This is a genomic window from Proteus terrae (assembly GCF_003144325.1).
Taxonomy (GTDB): domain Bacteria; phylum Pseudomonadota; class Gammaproteobacteria; order Enterobacterales; family Enterobacteriaceae; genus Proteus; species Proteus terrae.
This window is the reverse complement of the sequence record NZ_PENS01000019.1, coordinates 1-19,883: the sequence shown is the minus strand read 5'-3', so window position 1 is coordinate 19,883 and position 19,883 is coordinate 1. Positions and strand designations below refer to the sequence as shown.

The 19,883-nt window shown below is 38.0% G+C and carries 14 protein-coding genes and 1 rRNA gene; 8 read left to right on the top strand and 7 right to left on the bottom strand.

The genetic code is table 11. From position 1 onward, the window contains the following. Window positions 1-65 precede the first annotated feature (65 nt). Both lysC and DK857_RS17075 read left to right on the top strand, forming a co-directional pair. On the top strand, window positions 66-1,445 hold the full coding sequence (lysC, locus tag DK857_RS17080) for a lysine-sensitive aspartokinase 3 (RefSeq protein WP_109394790.1): 1,380 nt from the start codon (window positions 66-68) through the stop codon (window positions 1,443-1,445). Between the two features lie 149 nt (window positions 1,446-1,594). Next, on the top strand, window positions 1,595-2,410 hold the full coding sequence (locus tag DK857_RS17075) for a hypothetical protein (RefSeq protein WP_109402796.1): 816 nt from the start codon (window positions 1,595-1,597) through the stop codon (window positions 2,408-2,410). A gap of 76 nt (window positions 2,411-2,486) precedes the next feature. On the opposite strand, the gene DK857_RS17070 is transcribed toward DK857_RS17075, so the two are convergent. Continuing rightward, window positions 2,487-3,065: a hypothetical protein gene (locus DK857_RS17070; RefSeq protein ID WP_202611101.1), complete on the bottom strand. Its 579-nt coding sequence runs from the start codon at window positions 3,063-3,065 to the stop codon at window positions 2,487-2,489. 133 nt (window positions 3,066-3,198) lie between these two features. Next, the gene (metH, locus tag DK857_RS17065; protein ID WP_109402795.1) at window positions 3,199-6,876 is read right to left on the bottom strand and encodes a methionine synthase; all 3,678 of its coding nucleotides are present in this window, start codon (window positions 6,874-6,876) and stop codon (window positions 3,199-3,201) included. Window positions 6,877-7,131: 255 nt separating this feature from the next. Between metH and iclR the strand changes: the two genes are divergently transcribed. The 3 genes from iclR to DK857_RS17050 all read left to right on the top strand — a co-directional run bounded on the left by iclR (window position 7,132) and on the right by DK857_RS17050 (window position 10,850). Then, on the top strand, window positions 7,132-7,968 hold the full coding sequence (gene iclR, locus DK857_RS17060; protein WP_075673076.1) for a glyoxylate bypass operon transcriptional repressor IclR: 837 nt from the start codon (window positions 7,132-7,134) through the stop codon (window positions 7,966-7,968). A gap of 305 nt (window positions 7,969-8,273) precedes the next feature. Further along, the gene (gene edd, locus DK857_RS17055) at window positions 8,274-10,130 is read left to right on the top strand and encodes a phosphogluconate dehydratase (protein ID WP_109394780.1); all 1,857 of its coding nucleotides are present in this window, start codon (window positions 8,274-8,276) and stop codon (window positions 10,128-10,130) included. A gap of 78 nt (window positions 10,131-10,208) precedes the next feature. After that, window positions 10,209-10,850: a bifunctional 4-hydroxy-2-oxoglutarate aldolase/2-dehydro-3-deoxy-phosphogluconate aldolase gene (locus DK857_RS17050; protein ID WP_075673078.1), complete on the top strand. Its 642-nt coding sequence runs from the start codon at window positions 10,209-10,211 to the stop codon at window positions 10,848-10,850. Between the two features lie 89 nt (window positions 10,851-10,939). On the opposite strand, the gene aceK is transcribed toward DK857_RS17050, so the two are convergent. The 3 genes from aceK to aceB all read right to left on the bottom strand — a co-directional run bounded on the left by aceK (window position 10,940) and on the right by aceB (window position 15,689). Further along, window positions 10,940-12,649 (bottom strand): bifunctional isocitrate dehydrogenase kinase/phosphatase, encoded by a 1,710-nt coding sequence (aceK, locus tag DK857_RS17045; RefSeq protein ID WP_375804077.1) that lies wholly within the window; start codon window positions 12,647-12,649, stop codon window positions 10,940-10,942. Between the two features lie 71 nt (window positions 12,650-12,720). Then, complete coding sequence (gene aceA / locus DK857_RS17040) at window positions 12,721-14,028, bottom strand: isocitrate lyase (protein WP_109394776.1); 1,308 nt, start codon at window positions 14,026-14,028, stop codon at window positions 12,721-12,723. 68 nt (window positions 14,029-14,096) lie between these two features. Beyond that, entirely contained in the window at window positions 14,097-15,689 is a 1,593-nt protein-coding gene (gene aceB, locus DK857_RS17035; protein WP_109394774.1) for a malate synthase A, read from the bottom strand. Window positions 15,690-16,029: 340 nt separating this feature from the next. Here aceB and metA point away from each other — a divergent pair, with 340 nt between their 5' ends. After that, window positions 16,030-16,959: a homoserine O-acetyltransferase MetA gene (gene metA / locus DK857_RS17030; RefSeq protein ID WP_109402793.1), complete on the top strand. Its 930-nt coding sequence runs from the start codon at window positions 16,030-16,032 to the stop codon at window positions 16,957-16,959. A 55-nt stretch (window positions 16,960-17,014) separates the two neighbouring features. Here metA and DK857_RS17025 read toward each other — a convergent pair whose 3' ends face one another. Further along, window positions 17,015-18,118 carry a glycerol dehydrogenase gene (locus tag DK857_RS17025; RefSeq protein WP_109394770.1) on the bottom strand — a complete coding sequence of 368 codons (1,104 nt, stop codon included), beginning with the start codon at window positions 18,116-18,118 and terminating at the stop codon, window positions 17,015-17,017. A 252-nt stretch (window positions 18,119-18,370) separates the two neighbouring features. Between DK857_RS17025 and DK857_RS17020 the strand changes: the two genes are divergently transcribed. Both DK857_RS17020 and idi read left to right on the top strand, forming a co-directional pair. Further along, the gene (locus DK857_RS17020; RefSeq protein ID WP_109402792.1) at window positions 18,371-19,015 is read left to right on the top strand and encodes an epoxyqueuosine reductase QueH; all 645 of its coding nucleotides are present in this window, start codon (window positions 18,371-18,373) and stop codon (window positions 19,013-19,015) included. 134 nt (window positions 19,016-19,149) lie between these two features. Then, entirely contained in the window at window positions 19,150-19,686 is a 537-nt protein-coding gene (idi, locus tag DK857_RS17015; RefSeq protein WP_109394766.1) for an isopentenyl-diphosphate Delta-isomerase, read from the top strand. 123 nt (window positions 19,687-19,809) lie between these two features. Here the strand turns inward: idi and rrf are convergent. After that, window positions 19,810-19,883: ribosomal RNA gene (rrf, locus tag DK857_RS19665) — 5S ribosomal RNA — on the bottom strand; the annotation flags it as partial.

The following is a 19,883-nucleotide window of genomic DNA, read 5'->3' as shown; positions in this document are numbered from 1 at the left end:
TCTACTTAATAACCGATATTCCTAAGTGTGTCCAACATCTCATTTTTGCCTAAAGGAATACGACAATGACTGATAATACTGCTACGCCTTCAACTGCATCATCACCATACACTATCGCTAAATTTGGTGGCACCAGTGTTGCTAACTATTCAGCAATGGAAAAATGTGCAGATATTATCCTGAAACAAAAGTCAGTTCGTGTCGTCGTTCTTTCGGCATCTTCCGGGATCACGAATCTACTGATCGAACTTGCCACAGGTGTAGACGCTTCACAACGAGACGCTTTACTGTCACAAGTACGTGATATTGAATACGCTATTATCAACCAGCTTTCTCAACCAGAAATTATTTCTCAAGAAATAAACCGCCTGCTTGAAAATATTGAGATGCTTTCTGAAGCTGCTTCACTTGCCACGTCGGATGCATTGACAGACGAATTAGTCAGTCATGGCGAATTAATGTCAACCCTGCTTTTTGTTGAATTATTGCGTGAAAAAGGCATACAGGCAGATTGGTTTGATGTCAGAAAAGTGATGAAAACGAATGATCTATTTTGTCACGCTGAACCCGATATGGCGCAGCTTACTGAACTCACACAAAGCCTTATGCAACCTCGTCTAGAAGAAACGGTTATTGTCACGCAAGGCTTTATTGGCCAAGAGCCAAAAGGGAGAACGACAACACTAGGTCGTGGTGGAAGTGACTATACTGCAGCACTAATTGGTGAAGCTCTAGGAATGTCTCGTGTAGATATCTGGACAGATGTACCCGGTATTTACAGTACCGATCCAAGAATAGTGTCAGAGGCACATCGTATCGATCAAATCGCCTTTGATGAAGCGGCAGAAATGGCAACCTTTGGCGCTAAAATATTACACCCTGCGACATTATTACCTGCTGTTCGTAGCGGTATTCCAGTGTTTGTTGGCTCAAGCAAATCTCCCGAAGAAGGTGGTACTTTAGTGTGTGCGCAAACAGAAAACCCACCTGTATTTCGCGCAATTGCACTACGAAGAAAACAAACATTGCTCACATTACATAGCTTGAAAATGCTTCATGCGCGTGGCTTCTTGGCTGAAATTTTTACTATTTTATCGCGCCACCATATTTCAGTTGATGTGATAACAACATCTGAAGTCAGTATTGCTCTAACCCTTGATACTACGGGCACAACAAATTCATCGGGTAGTTTATTAACCAATGCCTTATTAACCGAGCTTTCTGCATTATGCCGTGTTGAAGTAGAAGAAGATCTGGCATTAGTTGCCGTGATTGGTAACTCACTTTCACAGGTAAATGGTTTAGGTATTAAAATTTTTGGCACATTAGAAGATTACAATATTCGTATGATTAGCCACGGTGCAAGTACTCATAATTTATGTTTATTAGTTGATGGTAAAGATGCGGATGATATTGTGCGTAAATTACATGATACTCTGTTTTAATTAATAACAAATTCCAATATATAAAAGAGAGATAAAATTTTATCTCTCTCAAAATTCAACCTTTATTGCTGAAAGGGTGTAAGCTTTAAAGAACTTCATTTAATAATAATTAGAATCAAAATCTAACTTTATTAATGGAGTAATAAAAAATGAAAGTTTATGATAATCTTTGCAATTATATAAAAAACAATGCAGAAAAAGTAACATATTCTAACGCGGATGCTGTTTTAAAAAAAATAAAAAATCTACTTTTCTCGATCGAAAACTCAAATCAAAGTTATACAGCAGCAGAGAAAAATACACTCTCTATATTAAAAAACGTTGAGCTAAATAAGATTTATTCTAATGATATAAAAGATAATGCTTCATTAGATAAACAATGTTTTGAATCAATAATGAAAATAAATAACATGTGTAAAAATAAAGATATTTTTGCAATATGGCAATACAACAAAATAATAAATAAACTTGAAAAAGAAAATATAAAAAAAATAAGTCAAGAAAGTGAAACAAGTAAAAAAGAAACGCTTTTAAAAATTAAAGAAGATCTATTTAATAGAATAAAAGAACCCAACGAGAAAATAAAAGAACTCATTGATATACATTATCAATACTTTCAGAAAATAACAAAAAAAATTGAAAACATTGATGATAAAAACATCCCTGAAAAAATAAATGAATATAACAAATACAAATACCAAATTCTTGATAAAATAAATGGCCATGAAATTAAAAATGAAAAAGAAATGGATTCAACTGAACTTAGACAGTATATAAAAGAACTTCAACAATATGATAATAATCTAGATAAATTTATTGAAAGCGCAAAAAACATCACTCACAGATATAAAAATGAATTAGATATACTTAGCGACAAACATTTTAAATTATCTGATGATAAAATTTTAAAAATGGTAGATTATCATGTAGGTAAATTAAAAGAAATGAATTTACAAATTAATTAACCCTTTAATTTTAAATAAAACAAAATTAAAATTTTCTAATAGGCTTCTTCTAATAAGAAGCCTATTTCTTAATAATTTAATACACCCGATAACCGTTATATTTTTTCGCAAATTGATTAAATTTACCGAAATCAATTAAGGCAATCTCTAAAGTCTTATGCGATAAATGAGACATCTTCGCAATTTTTTCGACAAAAACGCGGTTATCTTCTAGCAGTTTAGCGGTAAGTGTAGAAGCAATAATCTCACACTCTTTCGGCGTGACAATCCAACCATCATTAGTAGCAAATTTATGGATAGGAAGATTTCCTTCTTTTCCACTCTCTTTGGCTAATAACGCTTCTTCTTCTTTCATTGCCTGTTTAAATAATTCTATTTCTTCTTCAACAGGTTCTGGAGAGGTAGGAATTTTATGATAAATATAGTCTCCCACTTCTTCAATGCGGGCAGGGGTCATTTCGGCTTTCAGCCAAATTTTATCAAAGGCTTTTTCATCTAAAATAACATCAGTATCTAAGCTTCCTGTTAATTGCATCAGATTTAAAAAAGCATTAATTAAAACTTCACTTAATGGATAATTTCCTTTTGCTAAAGAAGGAAACGGCACCTCAGCGCCAGCAGGTGGGGTTTTCTGAAGGTACAAAGTATAGTTCATTGTAATGTCCTTTTTTCTGATACAGGTTCACAGCTTAAACATCTTTAATGGGATCGACCAGTGAAAATAACAAGGGGATATTACTATCCCCTCACTATTTATTACATTATTGAGATCTGAAAATAAAAATAAACTAAGACTCATATCCTAAATTAGGCGCTAACCAACGTTCAACTTCACTTACGCTCATTTCTCTGCGTTTTGCGTAATCTTCAACCTGATCTTTTTGAATTTGAGCAACAGCGAAATATTTACTTTCAGGATGACTAAAATACCAACCCGATACCGAAGCGCCGGGCCACATGGCATAAGCATCTGTCAGTTTCATGCCAATGCGATTTTCAACATCAAGTAATTGCCAAATTTTTGCTTTTTCTGTATGTTCAGGACAGGCCGGATATCCCGGCGCAGGTCGCGTTCCTTGATATTTTTCTCGAATCAGTTCGTCATTAGAGAGGTTCTCATCAGGGCTATAACCCCAAATCTTTGTTCTGACCAATTGGTGAAGATATTCCGCAAAGGCCTCTGCTAATCTATCTGATAACGCTTTTACCATAATTTTATTGTAATCATCATGAGCACGATCATAAGCATTCGCGAGGGCATCTTCTTCTAATCCGCCTGTGACTGCAAAAGCACCAAAATAGTCAGGGATACCACTTTCCACTGGCGCAATAAAATCAGCTAAACAGTAGTTAGGAAACTCTTTTTTCTCTGTTTGCTGGCGCAAATGGCAGCTGTGCAATAACTCATGCTGTCGGCTTTCATCTTGATAAATAATAATATCATCACCCAAACGATTAGCAGGGAAGATCCCCATTATTCCTTTAGGTGTTAATAATTTTTCACGACTTAGCTTATCCAGCATCGTGTTCGCATCAGCGAATACCCGTTTCGCTTCTTCACCGACCACGTCATCTTCTAAAATTCGAGGATATTTACCTGCTAAAGACCACGTCATAAAGAAAGGCGTCCAGTCGATATATTCACGCAAGCTTTCAATACTTGCAGTGATCTCCTGCACGCCTAATTGATTGGGTTTTGGGGGGGTATAATTTTGCCAATCAATGTGTAGCGCATTTTTTCGCGCAACCTCTAAAGAAACAGGCGGTGTACGAGGTTTTTTTCTGGCGTATTGCTGGCGTACGACTTCATATTCACGACGTGTTTTAGCAACAAAATCGGCTTTTTGTGTTTCAGATAATAGTGCCGCAACAACACCTACAGTTCTCGATGCATTTTGTACATAAACGGTAGGATGGCTGTAATTTGGCTCTATTTTTACTGCGGTATGCGCTTTAGAGGTTGTTGCTCCACCAATCATTAAGGGTAAAGAAAAACCGCGCCTTTCCATCTCTTTGGCAACATTCACCATCTCATCAAGTGATGGCGTGATCAATCCTGAAAGACCAATAATATCGACTTTTTCATCAATCGCTGTTTGTAGGATCTTATCGCAAGGCACCATTACGCCAAGATCGATAATCTCATAGTTATTACACTGCAAAACAACACCCACAATATTTTTACCAATATCGTGAACATCCCCTTTTACGGTAGCCAGTAAAATTTTACCTGCAGAAGTGCCTGTTTGTTTTGTCGCTTGAATATAAGGTTCAAGGTAAGCTACGGCTTGTTTCATCACTCTTGCTGATTTCACAACTTGAGGCAAAAACATTTTACCTTCGCCAAATAAATCACCCACAATATTCATGCCATTCATCAATGGCCCTTCAATCACTTCAATGGGGCTTGATGCTTGTTGGCGACAAGCTTCTGTATCTTCAACAATAAATTCGGTGATCCCTTTAACTAAAGCATACTCTAGACGTTTCTCTACATCCCATTGTCGCCATTCAGCCAATTGATGGTTTTGTTCATCACTTTTTGTTCCGCGATAACGCTCTGCCAACGCGAGTAAATTGTCTGTACTTTCTTCATGACGATTTAAAATAACGTCCTCAACCGCATTACGCAGTTCATCTGGTAATGAATCGTAAATAGCAAGTTGCCCTGCATTTACAATCCCCATATCCATGCCATTTTTTACAGCGTAATAAAGAAAAACAGAGTGAATTGCTTCACGAACAGGATCATTACCCCGAAATGAGAAGGAAACGTTAGATACCCCACCAGAAATTAAGGCATAAGGTAGTTGAGATTTAATATCTGCACAGACTTCAATAAAATCAACAGCATAATTGTTATGCTCTGCAATTCCTGTTGCGACAGCAAATATATTAGGATCAAAAATAATATCTTCAGGTGGAAAACCCGCTTGCTCTGTTAATAATTGATAAGCTCGACGACAAATTTCAATTTTACGCTCTCGAGTATCAGCTTGTCCGACTTCATCAAACGCCATAACGACAACAGCAGCACCGTATTTACGTACCAATTTAGCATGTTCAAGAAACGGTATTTCGCCTTCTTTCATCGAAATGGAGTTAACAATTCCTTTGCCTTGAATGCATTTTAAGCCTTCTTCAATCACTTCCCATTTAGAGGAGTCAATCATCACCGGAACTTTAGCAATATCAGGCTCACCAGCAATAAGGTTAAGAAAACGCGTCATGGCTTCAACAGCATCTAACATGCCTTCGTCCATGTTGATATCGATGATTTGAGCGCCATTTTCAACTTGCTGGCGCGCAACATCTAACGCTTCTTGATAATTACCTTCTTTTATCAAGCGCTTAAACTTAGCAGAGCCAGTAACATTAGTACGTTCTCCCACATTCACAAACAGTGAATTCTCATCAATGATTAATGGTTCAAGACCTGAAAGACGACATGCTTTTTTCAAGGAAGGTAATACTCTTGGTGCAATACCTTCTACTGCTTGTGAAATAGCGAGAATATGCGCAGGGGTTGTTCCACAGCATCCACCGACAATATTGAGAAAACCCGCTTGTGCCCACTCTCTAATTTGCTCTGCCATTTCTTGGGCATCTAAATCATAGCCTCCAAATGCGTTAGGCAAACCCGCATTAGGGTGAGCACTGACATAAGTTTCAGAAATTTGTGAGAGTGTTTGAATATATTGGCGTAATTCTTTAGGGCCTAACGCGCAGTTTAAACCAAATGAGAGCGCATCTGCATGACGTAAAGAGTGGTAAAACGCTTCTGTTGTTTGACCCGTTAAAGTTCTTCCTGAAGCATCTGTAATGGTGCCAGAGATCATCACAGGTAATTCAATATTCAGCGCTTCAAATTCACATTTAATCGCAAAAATAGCTGCTTTCGCATTTAGTGTGTCGAAAATAGTTTCGACCATAATTAAATCAGCACCGCCTTTAATTAATCCGCGCGTTGCTTCTCGATAAGCTTCCACCAGCTTATCAAATGAAATATTACGAAAAGCGGGGTCATTAACGTCAGGAGATATGGATGCTGTTCTATTTGTTGGCCCCAAAACGCCCGCTACATAGCGAGGTTTATCCGGTGTTAAGGCACTCCATTTATCTGCACAGGCTTTCGCTAATTTTGCCGCCTCTTCGTTCAGCTCAAAACAGAGCGACTCCATCTGATAATCAGCCATCGCAATGGACGTTGAGTTAAAAGTGTTAGTTTCAACAATATCAGCACCTGCTTGAAAATAAGCATCATGTATATCTGCAATAATCTGAGGTTGTGTTAAGACTAAAAGATCATTATTCCCTTTAACATCACAACCCCAATCAGCAAAACGCTCACCTCGATAATCAGCTTCTGTAAGTTGATATTGCTGGATCATCGTACCCATTGCGCCATCTAGTACTAAGATACGTTTTCCTAATGCTTCGACCAGTTGTTGTTTTATGTTTGCCACGTTGTTTCCTCTTAATCGAGAATGTTTTTGTACTTGTTTTTCTTTATTGTTATTTCGTTGTTTTTTTATCCTACCACATCTTTTTGCAAAGATTTCTAAGACGAAGATGAGAGATTTTCACTCAGTGATAAACGCTTTTAATAAATATTTCTTATCACACATTTTGTTTTGAAAAATGCAGTGATCGGAGGAGTTTTATTACACCAGATAGTTCATAATAGATATTAATATGGATAGCATTTCTGGAGTGTATGCATGACAGTTTCCCCTACAAATAAAAAAGTGCGTAAGACGAAAACAACTGCCACTCAAAGCACCGCACAAGGAGGCCCTGTTCAGTCGTTAAGTCGTGGACTGACATTATTGGAATATATTTCCGAATCTCCGGGTGGTATCGCCCTAACAGATCTCGCCTTTCAAGCTGGATTACCTAATTCCACAACACACCGCCTACTCACTACACTTCAACAGCATGGTTTTGTCCGCCAAGTCGGGGATTTAGGCTTATGGGTTGTGGGAACACACGCCTTTATTGTTGGTAGTAGTTTTCTACAAACCCGTAATCTTTTGGTAATGGTGCATCCTATTTTGCGTCAATTAATGGAAGATTCTGGCGAAACCGTTAATCTGGCTATTCTTGACCAAATTGAATTTGATGCGGTGATTGTCGATCAAGTGCAATGTAATGCTCTAATGAGAATGTCAGCCCCTATTGGCGGTAAATTACCAATGCATGCATCTGGTGCAGGTAAAGCATTCCTTTCTACTTTGCCAGAAAATAAATTACTGCCTTTGCTCCAGAAAAAAGGCTTAATGGCTTATACACCTCACACCCGAACACTCCCTTCATCTCTAAAAGAAAACTTAGAGCAAGCTCGTAAACAAGGTTTTTCTTTCGATGATGAAGAACATGCTTTAGGTCTTCGCTGTATTGGTGCTTGTATTTATGATGAACACCACCAGCCTTTTGCGGCTATTTCACTTTCAGGTCCAGTTTCTAGAATGACAGATTCACGCATTACTGAATTAGGTGCGATGGTTATCAAAGCGGCAAAACAAATTAGCCGTGAATACGGTGGCGTAAAAAGTTAATCCAATTTTTACCTTCCTTGTCATCAACAACAAGGAAGGTATTTTCCAAAATAAAACGATTCAGCTTGGTAAAAAGTCGACTTTTCCCTCTTTATTCCCATCAAATATTAAAAAACTGTTACTTATCACTTTAAAAAATTGATGTCGATCACAGATGTTGTTTAAGACCTATTAAGAGTATTGCAACTCTTCTTGTTACCCGTAACAATGTTACCGGTAACAAATACTATAGCGAATTTAAATATTCTTTTTCTAAAGCTAATAGTAACGCTCATCACCCTTGTGTGAATAAAGGAAGCATCATTATGAACCCTAAAAATCATGACCCAATTCAGAACGACTTTGTCCCCCTTAACGAGACAGTAAAACAAGTGACTGAGCGTATTATTGCTCGTTCACAAGCGACTCGTCGTGCTTATCTGAACAAAATTGAAACAGAAAAAAGCCAAACCGTGCATCGTGCTCAATTGGCTTGCGGTAATTTGGCTCATGGTTTCGCAGCTTGTCAGGCAGAAGATAAAAATCGTCTGAAAAATATGGTTCATAATGATATTGCCATTATCACTGCTTACAATGATATGTTATCGGCTCATAAGCCGTATGAAGATTATCCTCAAAAAATTAAAACAGCATTACATGCTGTTGGTGCAGTAGGGCAAGTAGCCGGCGGTGTTCCTGCAATGTGCGATGGTGTTACTCAGGGTCAAGATGGCATGGAGTTATCGCTCCTTAGTCGTGATATTATCGCAATGTCTGCTGCGGTTGGTTTGTCTCATAATATGTTTGATGGCGCACTCTATTTAGGGATCTGCGATAAAATTGTTCCTGGGCTGACTATGGCTGCTCTCTCTTTTGGTCATCTTCCTGCTATTTTTGTTCCAGCAGGCCCTATGACTAGCGGTTTGCCAAACAAAGAGAAAGTTCGTATTCGTCAACTTTATGCTGAAGGTAAGGTTGATCGTAATGCTTTATTAGAAGCCGAAGCAGCGTCTTATCATAGCATTGGAACCTGTACTTTTTATGGCACCGCAAACTCTAATCAAATGGTCATGGAAATGATGGGATTACATTTACCCGGCGCTTCCTTTGTCCATCCAGATACACCACTACGTGATGCATTAACTGATGCGGCGGCAAATCAGATTGTACGACTAACCGAAAATTCAGGTAATTATCTTCCTATCGGCCAATTAGTTGATGAGAAAGTCATTGTAAACGGCATTGTTGCGCTACTAACAACAGGTGGTTCAACTAATCTAACCATGCACTTAGTCGCAATGGCACGCGCGGCGGGTATAATTATTAATTGGGATGATTTTTCTGAACTATCACGAGTTGTTCCTCTTATTGCACGCATTTATCCTAATGGTCCTGCCGATATTAACCAATTTCAAGCAGCCGGCGGTATTGCACTGATCATTCGTGAGCTACTGAAAAAAGGTTTAATCCATCGAGATGTGAACACTGTTGCAGGATTTGGCATTGAGCGTTATACCCTAGAGCCTTGGTTAAATAACGGTAAACTTGATTGGCGTGAAGGCGCTATAAGCTCTTTAGATAAAGATGTGATTGCGGATATTAATACCCCATTCTCATCACATGGTGGCACACAAGTGATGCAAGGTAATTTAGGTAGAGCCGTAATGAAAACCTCTGCAGTACCTGATGAAAATAAAATCATCGAAGCGCCTGCTGTTGTGTTTAATAGCCAACATGATATTGCTGCTAAGTTTGAAGCTGGTGAGCTAAATAAAGATTGTGTGGTCGTTGTACGTTATCAAGGACCACAAGCGAATGGTATGCCTGAATTACATAAACTTATGCCGCCTTTAGGTGTATTAATGGATAAAGGCTATAAAGTAGCATTAGTTACAGATGGTCGACTTTCAGGGGCTTCAGGTAAAGTACCTGCCGCAATTCATGTTACTCCAGAAGCTGTAAATGGTGGTTTACTATCCAAAGTACGTGATGGTGATATCATTCGCGTTAATGGTAAAACAGGTGAGTTAACGTTGCTTATTGATGAGCAAACATTAAATGCTCGCCAAGATGAAATTCCTGATTTAAGTGCCAATAATACAGGCTGTGGTCGTGAGTTATTCGTTAATTTACGCCGTCATTTATCAGGTGCTGAACAAGGTGCTTGTTGCATTGATTTTTAATGTAGGCAAGTTTTTGAGGCTTAACGAGGAGCAGATTAAATTCATTTGCTCACCACTTTCTGATTAGGAAATACAATCATGGATCATTGGAATACAAGTGCAGAGTCTGTACTAAAATCAGGGCCTGTTGTTCCTGTTATTGTTATCAACCATATTGATGATGCCGTCCCTGTTGCAAAAGCTTTAGTCGCCGGTGGTGTAAAAGTTTTAGAAGTGACATTACGTACAGAATGCGCAATTGAGGCAATCCGCCGTATTGCCAAAGAAGTTCCTGAAGCTATTGTGGGCGCAGGCACAGTAATTAATCCTCAACAATTAGCGCAAGTCACTGAAGCAGGTGCTCAATTTGCTATCAGCCCAGGATTAACAGAAGCGTTACTCAAATCAGCCGTTGCGGGAACTATTCCTTTAATTCCGGGTATTTCGACAGTGTCTGAATTAATGCTGGGAATGAGCTACGGGTTAAATGAATTTAAATTTTTCCCAGCTGAAGCTAATGGTGGTGTGAAGGCATTAAAAGCAATTGCAGGACCATTCTCAAAAGTCCGCTTCTGCCCAACAGGCGGTATTTCGCCAGAAAACTACCGTAATTACCTTGCACTTGAGAGTGTGCTTTGCATTGGTGGCTCTTGGTTAGTGCCTAATGATGCAGTGAAAGCAGGTGATTTCCAACGTATTACTGAATTAGCTAAAGAAGCCGTTGCTGGCACTCAGCGTTAATTATCTCTGTATAAAAATAGGTTTTATCCAATAAAGGTAGGTATCCCCTTGTATCTACCTTTATTTTTATCTTTTCTCAGGACTATTTATTAAGTAAATCGCTTAGATTGAGAATAGGCATAAACATCTTCGATATACCCTTCTTTAATTTTTTGCTGTTGTTGTTGCCAATATTCTGGGGATAAAAGCTCACGATGTTGAGCTTCAAAATAGTGGCAAACTTGCTTATCACTACATAAAAAATAGCGAAATTCTTCAGGAAATACATCATTGAGCGCAACGCTATACCAAGGCTCGCTCGCTAATTCATCTTCAGGATAACGGGCTGGCGGGATAGCACGAAAATTCATATCTGTCATATAACTAATTTCATCGTAATCATAGAAAATCACACGATGGTGGCGAGTCACACCAAAATTTTTAAACAGCATGTCGCCGGGAAAAATATTCGCTGCAATAAGCTCTTTCAACGCTTGCCCATAATCTTCAACAACCGCTTTAAGTTGATTTTCATTGCACTGCTCCATATAGATATTGAGCGGTATCATTCTACGTTCCATATAAAGATGGCGGATCAGTATTTTATCACCCAGATCTTCCAACTTATTGGAGATCTCTTGTTCAAGGATCGCCATTAATTCAGGGCTAATTCTTTTCTTATCGATCACAAAATTTTCAAATTCTTGAGTATCCGCCATTCGTCCAACACGATCATGCTCTTTAACCAATTGATAGCACTCTTTTACTCGCTCTGCAGTGATCGTTTTTTGTGGTGCAAATTTATCTTTAATCACTTTAAAAACGCGATCATACGTTGGTAATGTAAAGACCAACATAACCATACCTTTTACCCCAGGAGCTTCAATAAATTGCTCTGATGAAAAATTCATAAAGGCAAGATATTCGCGGTAATATTCTGTTTTACCATGCTTTTGGCATCCAATAGACATATAAAGCTCAGCGATAGATTTACCCGGTAATATATCTCTTAGCCAAGCAACTAATGCCGCAGGAAATGGGGCATAAACCATAAAATAAGAACGAGCAAAACCAAAGACAATACTCGCTTCATCCGCAGAGATAAGGCAAGTATCAATCAATAACTGTTGCTCAATATTATGAATGGGTAATAAGAATGGAATATATTGATCATTAATCACTATTTTTCCTATCAACCAAGCCGCTTTATTACGATAAAAGAGTTCGTTTGCAATATGAAATACCGCATTGTGCAATTGTTCAAAAGAGAACTGAGCAGTAAGTACATTACAAATAGAGTGAATATCGCGTTGTTTATTTTGCCACGGTAACCGCAAAGGTAAGCGCGATAAAATATCTTGCACTAATGTCGGTAAATCACTCTGAATAACAAACTGCTTTGATAATGGTCGAGGCGCTTGTGTAAAGCGATAAGCCGGTTGTGATGAGAAAACAAAAAGATTCTTTTTACTCAATTCACGATGGTAGAACAGACGACAATAAACAGAATTAAAAAAACTTTCGGCAATCTCGAATCGAGGGTAATTGGGCAATAATTGCGTATAATTCTCTTTCACCTTTTGTAGAAAAAGACTTTCTTTGTCAATATCATGTCGAATACATTTTAGTTGCTCAACCACTAATCCAACATGATTGTCGTATAAACGGATGCGCTCTTTCATCGCAATTTGGACACCATGCCAATCTGCTTGCTCAAAACGATATTGTGCCCCTGACGTTATCTCAAGAAAGCGGCCATATTGTGCATCAAAGCCTTGTAAAATTGTTTGAGCAATCAAATCTTCTGGCGTCATTAACAACCTCACGAAAAAGAGGAGCATCCTGCTCCTGAATTATCACCACAAAAAACAGATAATGATATTTTGGGATTTTAGAATTGTTGCTCTTCTGTCGAGCCTGTTAATGCTGTTACAGAAGACATACCACCTTGAATAATCGTCGTTACTTTATCGAAATATCCGGTTCCCACCTCTTGTTGATGCGATGAGAAGGTATAGCCTTGATTAAGTGCCGCAAACTCTTTTTCTTGTACCTTCTCAACATAATGTTTCATACCTTCGCCCTTGGCATAATCATGTGCTAGATCGAACATGTTGAACCACATGCTGTGAATTCCAGCTAAAGTAATAAATTGGAATTTATAGCCCATCGCAGAAAGCTCATCTTGGAAATGTGCAATCGTGCGATCATCGAGATTCTTTTTCCAGTTAAAGGAAGGCGAACAGTTATAAGCCAGCATTTTTCCGGGATATTTATCATGAATAGCTTCTGCAAATTTAGCAGCCATTTTCAGATCAGGAAGTGATGTTTCACACCACACCAGATCGGCATAAGGCGCATAAGCAAGACCACGACTAATAGCCTGATCAATTCCCGCGTGAGTACAGAAGAAACCTTCAGGCGTACGTTCTCCAGTTAAGAACGAGCTATCATAAGGATCGCAATCTGAAGTTAAAAGATCGGCAGCATCGGCATCTGTTCTCGCAACAAGTAATGTAGGCACATCAGACACATCCGCAGCTAAACGCGCAGCGACCAGCTTTTGTACCGCTTCTTGAGTTGGAACTAATACTTTTCCTCCCATATGTCCGCATTTTTTTACCGCAGCTAGCTGATCTTCAAAGTGAACGCCCGCCGCTCCAGCTTCAATCATCGCTTTCATTAATTCAAAGGCATTTAATACGCCACCAAAACCGGCTTCAGCATCAGCCACAATGGGAAGGAAAAAATCAATATAATCTTTATGTTGAGGACCAATACCATTTGACCACTGAATTTGATCAGCTCGTCTAAACGTATTATTGATACGCTGAACAACATTAGGAACAGAATCAACCGGATATAAAGACTGGTCAGGATACATACTTCCAGCTGTGTTAGCATCAGCTGCTACTTGCCACCCTGAAAGATAAACAGCTTCTAACCCTGCTTTTGCTTGTTGCAATGCTTGTCCACCCGTTAAAGCACCTAGTGCATTAACATAACCCTTTTTTGATTTTCCATTTAATGATGACCAAAGCCTTTGAGCGCCGCGTCTTGCTAAGGTATGTTCTGGGTTAACCGAACCTCTTAATTTAATGACATCTTCAGCGCTATAAGGACGGGTAATGCCTTTCCAGCGAGGTTGTTCCCACTCTTTCTCTAATTGGGCGATTTGCTCTGATCTACTAATAGTCATAAAAACAGCTCCTATAAATACGGTAGTGATGATGTTTGCAGTTTATAAATACGTTTGACGTATCTTTTTTAATTTAAAAGTTGGTAACCCGGTAAAGTCAGAAAATCGACTAATTCATCTTGGGTTGTAATCTTATCCATCAAAGAAGCCGCTTCTTTAAAACGCCCTTCTTCAAAACGAGTGTCACCGACTTCTTGGTGTATGACTTCAAGCTCTTCTTTCAGCATTTTACGAAAGAGATCTTTAGTCACGACTTGCCCATCAGACAGTGTTTTTTGGTGGCGGATCCATTGCCAAATAGAGGTACGCGATATTTCTGCTGTTGCCGCATCTTCCATTAATCCATAGATAGGTACGCAACCATTACCCGAAATCCAAGCTTCGATATATTGCACAGCAACGCGGATATTAGCTCTCATACCCTTTTCTGTACGCTCACCTGTACAAGGTGCCAATAACATTTCTGCTGTTATCTTCTCATTACGTTGCACATCGAGTTGATTTGAGCGAGCCCCTAATACGGCATCAAAAGCAGACAATACTGTTTCAGCAAGGCCTGGATGAGCAATCCAAGTACCATCATGGCCATTTGTTGCTTCAAACTCTTTATCATCAAATACTTTTTTCAAAATAATGCCGTTTTGCTCTGGGTCTCGACTTGGAATAAACGCAGACATTCCACCCATCGCAAAAGCACCACGTTTATGGCAAGTCTGGATCAGTAAACGCGAATAAGCACTTAAGAAAGGTTGAGTCATCGTGATCCCTTGTCTATCGGGCAATACACGATCAGGATAATTTTTTAATGTCTTGATATAACTAAAAATATAATCCCAACGACCACAGTTAAGCCCAACGATATGCTCTTTCATATGGAATAGAATTTCTTCCATTTGGAAAACAGCAGGTAAGGTTTCAATTAATACCGTGGCTTTAATGGTTCCTGTTGCTAAACCAAAGCGTTTCTCTGTGAAATGAAAAACATCACTCCACCATTTAGCCTCTTGCCATGTTTGCAATTTAGGAATGTAAAAATAAGGGCCACTCCCTTTTTCTAATAAGGCTTTGTGGTTATGGTAAAAATACAGAGCAAAATCAAATAATCCCCCTGCAATAGGCTTGCCTTGCCATAACACATGCTTCTCAGGAAGGTGAAGACCTCTTACTCTGGCAATCAATACCGCAGGTGACGCTTTAAGCTGATAACATTTGCCTTGTTCATTGGTATAAGAAATGGTGCCTTTGACGGCGTCACGCAAATTGATTTGACCATCAATCACTTTGTCCCATGTAGGCGCTAAGGAATCTTCAAAATCAGCCATAAAGACTTTTACATTAGCATTTAATGCATTAATGACCATTTTGCGATCAACAGGTCCCGTTATTTCAACACGACGGTCTTGAAGATCTTTTGGTATAGGATTAACTTTCCATTCTGATTTTATAATGGAATCAGATTCCGAAATAAAATCAGGAAGCTCGCCATTATCAACTCTATGTTTCCAGCTATCCCTTTCAGCTAATAAAGCATGGCGTCTATCTGAAAAGTGACTTACCAAATCAGTCAGAAATAATTTAACATCATGATTTAATATCTCTTTTTCCTGATCGCCAAAAGATTGCGTAAAATTTAATTCTTCTGTAGTTAATGATTGTGACATTCTGCATTCCCCTAAAAGCTTTTGCACACCTGATTAAGACTAATGCAGTTTTTACAAAAATCAAAAATGAATTCCATTTTTATTTAAATAATTTTTAACAATGTGATTACATCGGTGTTTTTTTATTGTACAAAAATCAGAATTTCAAAAATAACTCGAGGGATCTGGAAGAGATCGATAATAAACAGAGAAAAGGAATGGTTAATGCTTGATGATTTTAGCTATATAGCTTTTTCTTATATGAATATTCTTCATATACAACATGAAGACCTCGACATTCAAAAGGTTATTAGCTAAATTTAGGCCTCTAGATGTCTAGAAGTTTTTAGAGGTTATTGAAATGCCAATTAGAGTACCCGATGAGCTACCCGCAGTCAGTTGTTTACAAAAAGAGAATGTCTTTGTTATGACATCCAGTAGAGCGAGTATTCAAGATATTCGCCCTTTAAAAGTGCTTATCCTTAATTTAATGCCAAAGAAAATAGAAACAGAAAATCAATTTCTGCGATTGCTTTCTAATAGCCCTCTTCAAATTGATATTCAATTATTGCGTATTGACTCTCGTATTCCTAAAAATACACCTGTAGAGCATCTCGATACTTTCTATTGCGATTTTGACCAAATTAAAGAGCAAAATTTTGATGGCCTTATTGTCACGGGCGCGCCATTAGGGTTAGTTGAATTTGAAGATGTAGCTTATTGGGATGAAATAAAAGAGGTGATTACATGGGCTAAAGAGCATGTTACTTCTACACTCTTTATTTGTTGGGCGGCTCAAGCTGGGTTGAATATCTTATATGACCTTCCTAAATATACGCTAGAACAAAAAATTTCAGGCGTATATACCCATAATACTTGCTCACCATATGCACTGTTAACGCGCGGATTTGATGAGACTTTCTTTGCTCCCCATTCTCGTTATGCAGGTTTTCCTATCGACTTTATTCAAAATAATACTGATTTGGAGATCCTTGCAACTTCGGAAGAAGCAGGCGCTTATTTATTTGCATCAAAAGATAAACGAGTTGTTTTTGCAACAGGGCATCCTGAATACGATCCTAATACACTCGCAGATGAATATCACCGTGATGTTAAAGCAGGGTTAGATCCTCAATTACCAGAAAACTATTTTCCTAATAATGATCCGAACAAAAAACCTATCGCTTCTTGGCGTAGTCATGGACATTTATTGTTTGCAAATTGGTTGAACTACTATGTTTATCAGATAACACCGTTCGATCTTGCCCAAATGAACCCAACATTAGACTAAAAAAAACCCCAAACTTAATTTGGGGTTTTAAGATAATCATTTGCCAAGCTAAGAATTATTTATAGCGATGAGCCAATGCGTTAGCTGCAATCATTGCATTATAAACATCTTCTTCTGTCACTCTCATTGGCATATTACCCATTGTGTCGCCTTCAGCACAGGCAATTTTAGCAACAGTACGCCATTCACTTTCGATGAATTCTTTCATACCCATATCTTCAAGTGTCAGTGGTAATTCCGCCGCTTTGATAATACGGATCACTTCATCAATTTCTTCTTGTGGTGCATTTTCTAACACTAGTTGAGTTAATAAACCAAATACTACTTTTTCACCATGTTGAACACGGTGTAAAGACTCAACTGCAGACATACCATTATTTACTGCGTGAGCAGCTGCTAAGCCACCTGCTTCAGCACCAACACCACTAAGGTAGATTGTTGCTTCAATAGTTTGCTCTAATGCAGGAGTGGTAATTTTATGGCGAATCGCATCCATTGCTTTATCAATATTTTCACTTAGCATTTCAAAGCAAAGTTGCGCTAAACCAAGGCCTGTACGTGATGGACGTTGATTAACTAAATTTAAGCCGTCAGCTTGATAACAAGCACGAGCTTCGAAGTAAGTTGCTAGCGCATCACCAACACCCGCTGAGAAAAAGCGTTGTGGAGCTGATGCGATAATAGCGGTGTCTGCGATAACAACATCAGGGTTTTGTGGTAAGAATAAATATTTATCAAACTCACCATTTTCTTTATATAGCACAGACAATGCAGTACAAGGTGCATCCGTTGAAGCGATTGTTGGGAATAAAATAACAGGGATGTGCTGATAATAAGCAACTGCTTTAGACACATCTAATGTCTTACCACCCCCAATACCAATAATAACGTTCGCTTTATTTTCAACGGCAATTTTACCTAAGCGATTAACTTCTGCCTCAGTACATTCATAATTAAATTTTTCAACCAGTGAAACAATGCCATTTTCTTTTAGAGAAGGAACTGCTTCTTTAGTTACTTTTTCTAAAAAAAACTCATCACTAATAATAAATGCATTATCACCAAAATCTTTTACATATTTACCGACAGAAGACAGTAATTGGCTACCAATAAAGAATTTTTTTGGCGAGGTTACAGAGCGAGGTAATATAGATGACATAACTAAATTCCTTTATTTTAGATTTTGCTACAAACAGTAGCAGAATTAGTATTTCATCTTACCTCTCATCATAATATGAATCTAGTAAACTCTCTGATAGTCATTACCTAAATCATTTTCGTTCATCATTTTTAATTTATATAAAACAAGTGGTTATTTTTAAATAATTTTAAAAAAGCAGATTGCCTACGTATTTATCACTATAATAAAGGCATCATTTTACAACTAAAATAATGTTATTTAGGATCATCTATGACTCTTATACGAGAAAAGCTCACATTACCTGCAAATGCAAATAAGCTTTTACTACACTCTTGCTGTGCTCCTTGTTCTGGTGAAGTCATGGAAGCATTACAAGCTTCAGGTATTGATTACACTATCTTTTTCTATAATCCCAATATTCATCCCCAAAAAGAGTATTTAATTCGTAAGGAAGAGAATATTCGTTTTGCTAAAAAACATAATATTCCTTTTGTTGATGCTGATTATGATACAAATAATTGGTTTGAAAGAGCTAAAGGAATGGAAAAAGAGCCTGAGCGTGGTATTCGATGCACAATGTGTTTTGATATGCGCTTTGAAAGAACAGCCCTTTATGCCTCTGAAAATGGCTTTTCCGTTATTTCCAGTTCACTTGGGATCTCACGTTGGAAAGATATGAAACAGATAAATGGCTGTGGTGAAAGAGCAGTAGCACCTTATCCTAATATGGTTTATTGGGATTATAATTGGCGTAAAAAAGGAGGCTCAGCCAGAATGATCGAAATAAGTAAACGTGAACAATTCTACCAACAAGAATATTGTGGCTGTATTTACTCATTAAGAGATACAAATAAGCATCGAAAATCACAAGGCAGAGAACTTATTAAGATTGGTGTTCAATATTATACTCCTTAGCTCTTCCTTTCCTTTTATTCTAGGCATCATTCCTGTGATGCCATAAAAAGAACAACACAATAAATCGTTATTTGATATACAGTCATGTTATATTCACGCTATAACAATATATTATTTTATTAAGGTGATTTCTTGTGGAAGACGCTGTCATTCTCGTAGATAAAAATGATAATGAGCTGGGAACAATGCCAAAGCTTGAAGCTCATATTGTAGGCGCCTTACATCGAGCCTTTTCAATATTTATTTTTAATTCAAAACAGCAGTTACTTATTCAGCAACGTGCGATATCTAAATATCACTCTGGTGGTTTATGGGCAAATACATGTTGTAGTCACCCGCTTCCAAACGAATTACTTTCAGATGCTATTCATCGTCGTCTAGATGAAGAATTAGGTATGAAGTGTGATATGCAATCTATTGGAACTATTCTGTATAACGAAAAAGTGACAGATGATCTGATAGAGCATGAATTTGATCACCTATTTCTTGGATTTAGTAACGAATTACCACATAGCAATCCAGATGAAGTACTGAATTATCGCTGGATCTCTCTTGATTCTCTTTATCAAGATATTGAAGAGAATGCACAAAATTACAGTGTTTGGTTTCGTTATATATTGAACAGGATGGGGATTGAGCAATTTTCTCGTTGGAGCCAAGGTATTATTTAGCAATTATCTTATTAACAACCTCAATATAAAACAAGCAACTCGTGTTTTTAGACTTTTAAGTTATATAAAACCCCAAATGCAAAAAAGCCAACCCATTGGGTTGGCTTTCTCGTCTTATTTAATGCCTGGCAGTTCCCTACTCTCACATGGGGAGGCCCCACACTACCATCGGCGCTACAACGTTTCACTTCTGAGTT